Genomic DNA, 6,049 nt, shown 5'->3' with positions numbered 1-6,049 from the left:
CTTCATCTAGCGCGGGTTGTTATCGCCGTGGCCTAGCCGCCCGAGGAACTCCGGATCGTCGTCGGGCCCGATGACGCGAGTCTTCTGGCGGTTGACCTGTGAACGGGCCGCGCGCCAACCGACGTAGATCAGCGTCCCCAGAACGAGGACGAGGAGCAGGTACAGCACTCAACACCTCCTTGGTCCAAATATACGCGGCGTCTTAGGCTCGCACTGTGCCAAAGGCTGAGAGCTCCGCTGGCCGTGCTGTCATCAGCGTGCTGCTGTACGTCGCGGCCCGGCTGGCGCTGGTGGTGGCAGTTACCGCGGTGATCTATGCAGCGGGCCGACTGCTTGGCGTGCACGAGTTCCCGATAGCCGTCGCGCTATTGTTCGCGCTCATCATTGCGATGCCGCTGGGCATTTGGTTGTTCGGTCCGCTGCGTCGCCGGGCCACCGCCGATCTCGAGGTGGCCACCGAGCGCCGGCGTCGCGACCGTGAGCAGCTACGGGCCAGGTTGCGCGGCGAGGCACCGCCGGACGACTGACGTCGTTTGCCCAAGAAACGTTCGGCGCACGTTCGTCGGCGCTGACGGATTTCGACTCAGCCACTGTCGGTGCGGGGATGTCAGCGCTCATCGACACGCGTCTGGAGTCCGGATACCAGGGCGACGTAGAAGGTGCGGTCGTCAATCCTGTGCGCTCGGGGACCCGAGGTCGAGTGTCTCCGGAACGGCGACCGCGCTCCCGCGATGTTGTCAGACGCGGGCAAATCCCGTTCACGCGCTCGGCCAAGAAAGTGCTCGAGTTGGCGCTGCGAGAAGCGTTGTTGCACAAAGACAACGAGATCCGATGCGAGCACATCATATTGGGCATCCTGCGCGGCGGTGACCGGTCGGCGATCGCCTTGATCACTGAGCATGTCTACACCGCGCAGTTGCGCGCGGCGGTCATCAAACTGATGGACAAGGCCGCCTAGCTATTGGCTCAGCGTGCCAACGTCAACGCGGCTGCCACCGCGATCGACCACACCAGCATCGCCAGGCCGGTATCCCGCAGCACCGGAATCAGCTCGGCTCCCAACCGACCAGATCGGACCGGGCCGGTCGCCCGCAGCGCCAACGGGGTGGCCACCAGCCCGACCGCACACCACGGCGTGGCGGCCGTCAGCGCCAGCGTCAACACCGCGGCCAGTGCCAGCAGCGCCTGGTAGAGCCGGCGAGTGCCGGTGTCGCCAAGGCGCACCGCCAACGTGAGCTTGCCGGATTGTCGGTCGGTCGGGATATCCCGCAGGTTGTTGGCCACCAACACCGCCGACGACAGCGCTCCCGTCGTTACCGCCAGAACCAGACCCACCCAGTCCACCCGCAACGCCTGGGTGTACTGGGTACCGAGCACCGCGACCAGCCCGAAGAACACGAATACCGCGAGTTCGCCAAAACCCGTATAGCCGTAGGGTTTTGAGCCACCGGTGTACAGCCAGGCCCCGGCGATGCAGAAGGCGCCGACCAGGATCAGCCACGGCGAACTGGTCACCGCGAGCGCCAACCCGGCCGCCGCGCCGATGCTCATGCTGACCACGGCCACCGTCAGCACCGATCGCGGTGTCGCCAGCCGCGAGCCGACCAGGCGCAACGGGCCGGCGCGGACGTCGTCGGTGCCGCGGATGCCGTCGGAGTAGTCATTGGCGAAGTTGACCCCGATGATCAATGCCACCGCCACGGCCAATGCGAGCAGCGCCCTCCACCAGCTGGCGGCGTGCAGCCAGGCGGCGGCGCCGGTGCCCGCGATTACCGGTGCGATGGCGTTGGGAAGTGTCCGCGGTCGCGCGCCCGCGATCCATTGCGCAAAACTGGCCACCCGTCGATCGTTCCATGCCCGTGCACGACAATGCGTACATGTTCGGAGTGATCGGCGGCAGCGGCTTCTACACGTTCTTCGACTCGGATGCACGCAGCGTCAATCTGGACACCCCGTTCGGTGAGCCCAGTGCCCCGGTCACCGTCGGTGTCGTCGGCCAGCACGAGGTCGCGTTCTTGCCTCGCCACGGCGCCGAGCACCAGTATCCGGCGCACAAGGTGCCGTATCGGGCCAACATGTGGGCGCTGCGCGCGTTGGGAGTGCGGCAAGTCTTCGCGCCGTGCGCGGTCGGCAGCCTGACGCCGGACCTGCAGCCGGGCGCGATCGTGGTGCCCGATCAGTTGGTGGACCGTACCCGTCGTCGGGCCGACACGTACTTCGACTCCGGTGCGGCCCACGCCTCCTTCGCCGATCCGTACTGCCCGACGTTGCGGTCCGCGGTCACCGGGCTGCCCGGCGTGGTCGACGGGGCCACCATGGTGGTCATCGAGGGTCCACGGTTTTCCACCCGCGCGGAAAGCCAGTGGTTCGCCGCCGCCGGCTTCACCCTGATCAACATGACTGGCTACCCGGAGGCGGTGCTCGCGCGCGAGCTCGAAATTTGCTATGCGACAATTGCTTTGGTGACGGACCTGGATGCCGGCATCGACGCCGGGGCCGGGGTGAAGCTCGTCGACGTGATCGGCGAATTCGATAAGAACATCGAGCCGTTCAAGAAACTTGTCGCTGAGGCGATCGGTCAGGTTGCCGCCGAACGCACCTGCACCGAGTGTCTGTCGCATACCGGTACCCAGTTGCCATTCGACCAGCCGTGAGGGTGCTGTTGACCGGCGCTGCCGGTTTCATCGGGTCGCGAGTGGATGCGGCGCTGCGGGCCGCGGGCCACGACGTGGTCGCCCTGGATGCGATGCTGCCCGCGGCGCACGGAGGCGATGCGGCGCTGCCGCGCGATTGCCGACGTGTTGACATCCGCGACGCCGACGCGCTGGCCCCGCTGCTGGACGGTGTCGACCTGGTGTGCCATCAGGCGGCGGTGGTCGGGGCAGGCGTGAATGCCGCCGACGCTCCGGACTACGGCAGCCACAACGACTTTGGGACCGCCGTGCTGCTGGCCCAGATGTTTCGCGCCCGGGTGGCACGTCTGGTGCTGGCGTCGTCGATGGTGGTCTACGGGCAGGGCCGCTACCACTGCAATCAGCACGGGCCGGTCGACCCGCTGCCGCGGCGGCGGGCCGACCTCGACGCCGGTGTTTTCGAGCACCGCTGCCCGATCGGCGGGGAGCAACTGGCTTGGCAGCTGGTCGACGAGGATGCACCGCTGCGGCCGCGCAGTCTGTATGCGGCCAGCAAGACCGCACAGGAGCATTACGCGCTGGCGTGGTCGGAGTCGACGGGCGGATCGGTGCTGGCGCTGCGCTACCACAACGTCTACGGCCCCGGAATGCCGCGCGACACGCCATACTCCGGCGTCGCCGCGATCTTCCGCTCGGCACTCGAAAGAGGCCAGTCGCCAGAGGTTTTCGAGGACGGCGGCCAGATGCGCGACTTCGTTCACGTCGACGACGTGGCCGCGGCCAATGTGGCGGCGGTAGCGGCTGACCGCGGCGGGTTCACCGCCGCGAATGTCTGCTCCGGGCGGCCGATTTCCATCATGGAGGTGGCGACCACGCTGTGCGAAGGACGGGCTTCCGGCGTGTCGCCGGTCGTCACCGGCCAATACCGCAGCGGCGACGTGCGCCACATCGTCGCCGATCCGGCCCGCGCCGCCGACGTGCTGGGCTTCCGGGCGGCGGTCAAGCCGCGGGAAGGATTGCGCGACTTTGCGTTCGCTCCGCTGCGCGGCTAAACAGCGGCACTATTAAGACGGGTGCGCCGCCTGTACCATTCAAAGATGACTGACCCAGCCCCGCCGCGGCCCGCCGTGACACGTCGCCAGGTGCTGCTCGGCAGCTCGTTGCTCGGCGTTGGCCTGCTCGCCTGGGGCAATTCACGACGCAGCCCGCCAGCGCACAGCTCACCGGGCACATCGAGCGACGCCTTCGAAGTCACCCACACCGACGCCGAGTGGCGGCAGCTGCTGAGTCCGCAGCAGTATCAGGTCCTGCGCAATGCCGACACCGAGCAGCCGTACAGCAGCCCACTCAATGACGAGCACCGCCCCGGTGTGTTCAGTTGTGCGGGTTGTGGACTGGATCTGTTCTCGTCTGCCACTAAGTTCGAGAGCGGCACCGGCTGGCCAAGCTTCTACCAGTCGCTGGGCAACGCCGTGATCACCCGCGAAGACAACTCGCTGGGTATGACGCGCACCGAGGTGCTGTGCCGTCGCTGCGGCGGGCACCTGGGCCATGTCTTCGATGACGGCCCAGCGCCGACCGGCCTGCGCTACTGCATGAACGGCGTCGCGATGAACTTCCGGCCGCACTGACGGAGTAACGCTCCGGGGCCGGGAAGGATTGCGCGACTTCGCGTTCGCACCGCTGCGTGGCTAGCGCTCGTCCGCTGATCGATAGATCTTGGGTCGGTCGGGAGCTATGCGCTCCGGGCGATGGATCCGCGGCCGCTGAGTTGGCCGCGCCGGTGGGTGAGCCTGAGCGGGCGGGGGAGGTTGCACCATGCGGCGGCGGCGCCGGCCCACAACCAGGGCCGCCGTCAGGACACCCAAGGCAATCCCGCACAGCACGACATCGAACGTGCTGGTGATCTGTTGGGCGAGATTGTTTCCGTAGACCGCGCTATTCATCCCGGCCGGGCGCTTGGGCGCTGAGAACCGCGGAGCCAACACGATACCCACCACGATTCGGGCGACCGTGAGCGCGACCAGCAGCCCACACACCGACGACAACAATCTGGCGGACAGGGAAAGGTTGGCCAGGTTGACCCGCAGCCAAACGGCAACGACAGCGGTGAACAAATCGAATGCGGCCAACGCCATGCTGTCGTAGCGCGAGAAGGGGTAGTGCAAGTTCACCGCGACGAGAAGGTCGGTAATTCTCATCACCACCGAGCCTGCGCACCATACGGCGATGAGCAGCAGCCCTTTTCGCGCCGCCTCCCGCCACAGGCCCTCGTCGATCGGCCGTGCTCGCACGGCTTGCAGTAGGGCCAGCGGCGCAAGAATCGCCGCGGCCGCAGCCCAAGCCGCATAGCCCTCGAAGCCAACGCCCGCCGTCGATGTGTTCTGCGCTATCCCGTGGAATGCATCGATCTCGCGTCCGACCGGAAGGATCCAGACGAGGAGCCCGGCGACGAGTGTCGACGCCCCCAGTGACACGGTCGCCAGCCGGAACGGCTTGGCGTCCTGAACAATCCAGCTTGACGCGACGAGGACGGCGACTAATGCCACCACGCCGTAGACCACCGCGGTGACCATGACCGCTACATTCTGTTTGCCGAACCCGGACGTACCGGCATGGTCGGGCAACGCATATCGCACCCGCCAGTACAGGACGAACACAAAGCTCAACACCGCGGCGACCATCGACGCGTAGCCCACGACCCGGCCCGAAACCACCCACCTGGCGAACCTGCCGTCATCTGCGGCTACTTCGGCGATCACCGGTTGCGCGCATAGCAGCGAGCCGGCGAGCCCCAGCCACGCCCCTGGGCCGAGACCACCTGGCACCCTGACACTGCCGCCGTATCGGATTGTCTGCACCGCGTCGAACACCACGAAGGCGAACACCAGCAGCAGGTAAGGGGTGTTGAGGCTCAGACGGAGCCGGCCAGCCAGGACCGCGTTGGTGCGTGCGGGGCCCACATAGGTCGCGGCGGTCGACACCAGAGAAAGCACCGTCACCAGAAGCAGCAGCTCGAGAATGGCGGTCTTGCTGTCGGGAATTCGAATCCCGACGTACAGGTTCCACGGGAACGCCAACGCAAGCAGCAGCAGGACGACGCCGGTGACGTCCCTGCCGATGTTCCATCGTCGCGTCGACGGGTTGCGGTAGGGCACGGGTAGTGCCGCGTGCGCAGGCGGTTGAGCTTGGGTAGGTGCGATCCGAGGCGGTCGCCCAGGTGCCCCGGTTGGCGGGCCGTTGTCGCTTTCGGTCACCGGCTTCCCCTGGATCGTTGCAGCTACTCGTCGGTGCTCGGTCGGTTCTTAGCCCAGTCAACACCTAGCATCGCCATCCCGCTGCCGGTTTGCCCAGTTGACGAGGTTATCGACCGAACGGCCGATAGTAGCGGCGTGGTGGGGTGTAATGCTGCTAAG

General features: G+C 66.9%; 8 protein-coding genes. 5 read left to right on the top strand and 3 right to left on the bottom strand.

Annotated features, from left to right (window positions below; translation table 11 throughout):
• Positions 1 to 6: 6 nt before the first annotated feature.
• Positions 7 to 168, bottom strand: a complete 162-nt coding sequence (locus WAN71_RS16515; RefSeq protein ID WP_422226364.1) for a hypothetical protein — start codon at positions 166 to 168, stop codon at positions 7 to 9.
• A gap of 47 nt (positions 169 to 215) precedes the next feature.
• Between WAN71_RS16515 and WAN71_RS16510 the strand changes: the two genes are divergently transcribed.
• Positions 216 to 527, top strand: coding sequence for a DUF4229 domain-containing protein (locus WAN71_RS16510; RefSeq protein WP_422226363.1), 312 nt, complete (start codon positions 216 to 218; stop codon positions 525 to 527).
• Between the two features lie 77 nt (positions 528 to 604).
• A complete protein-coding gene (locus tag WAN71_RS16505) occupies positions 605 to 958 on the top strand; it encodes a Clp protease N-terminal domain-containing protein (protein WP_422226362.1) in 354 nt (117 codons plus the stop codon).
• An 8-nt stretch (positions 959 to 966) separates the two neighbouring features.
• Here the strand turns inward: WAN71_RS16505 and WAN71_RS16500 are convergent, their stop codons facing one another.
• The gene (locus tag WAN71_RS16500) at positions 967 to 1,839 is read right to left on the bottom strand and encodes a 1,4-dihydroxy-2-naphthoate polyprenyltransferase (RefSeq protein WP_422226361.1); all 873 of its coding nucleotides are present in this window, start codon (positions 1,837 to 1,839) and stop codon (positions 967 to 969) included.
• 38 nt (positions 1,840 to 1,877) lie between these two features.
• Between WAN71_RS16500 and WAN71_RS16495 the strand changes: the two genes are divergently transcribed.
• From WAN71_RS16495 to msrB, 3 genes are read left to right on the top strand one after another with little or no spacing between them, the layout of a single operon-like run.
• The gene (locus WAN71_RS16495) at positions 1,878 to 2,654 is read left to right on the top strand and encodes an S-methyl-5'-thioadenosine phosphorylase (protein ID WP_422226366.1); all 777 of its coding nucleotides are present in this window, start codon (positions 1,878 to 1,880) and stop codon (positions 2,652 to 2,654) included.
• Positions 2,651 to 3,685 (top strand): NAD-dependent epimerase/dehydratase family protein, encoded by a 1,035-nt coding sequence (locus WAN71_RS16490; RefSeq protein ID WP_422226360.1) that lies wholly within the window; start codon positions 2,651 to 2,653, stop codon positions 3,683 to 3,685. The genes WAN71_RS16495 and WAN71_RS16490 overlap by 4 nt, the downstream gene beginning before the upstream one ends.
• Before the next feature lie 45 nt (positions 3,686 to 3,730).
• The gene (gene msrB / locus WAN71_RS16485) at positions 3,731 to 4,264 is read left to right on the top strand and encodes a peptide-methionine (R)-S-oxide reductase MsrB (protein ID WP_422226359.1); all 534 of its coding nucleotides are present in this window, start codon (positions 3,731 to 3,733) and stop codon (positions 4,262 to 4,264) included.
• A 60-nt stretch (positions 4,265 to 4,324) separates the two neighbouring features.
• On the opposite strand, the gene WAN71_RS16480 is transcribed toward msrB, so the two are convergent.
• A complete protein-coding gene (locus tag WAN71_RS16480; protein WP_422226365.1) occupies positions 4,325 to 5,791 on the bottom strand; it encodes a hypothetical protein in 1,467 nt (488 codons plus the stop codon).
• Between the last annotated feature and the right edge of the window lie 258 nt (positions 5,792 to 6,049).

The organism is Mycobacterium sp. (genome assembly GCF_049280035.1).
Lineage (GTDB): Bacteria > Actinomycetota > Actinomycetes > Mycobacteriales > Mycobacteriaceae > Mycobacterium.
Note: the sequence above shows the minus strand (reverse complement) of the source record. Positions and strands in the feature narration are given on the sequence as shown.

Bases quoted from the DNA above. Each gene is read 5' to 3' on its own strand.
- msrB (WP_422226359.1), top strand. From the start codon at position 3,731: ATGACTGACCCAGCCCCGCCGCGGCCCGCCGTGACACGTCGCCAGGTG.
- WAN71_RS16495 (WP_422226366.1), top strand. From the start codon at position 1,878: ATGTTCGGAGTGATCGGCGGCAGCGGCTTCTACACGTTCTTCGACTCG.
- WAN71_RS16505 (WP_422226362.1), top strand. From the start codon at position 605: ATGTCAGCGCTCATCGACACGCGTCTGGAGTCCGGATACCAGGGCGAC.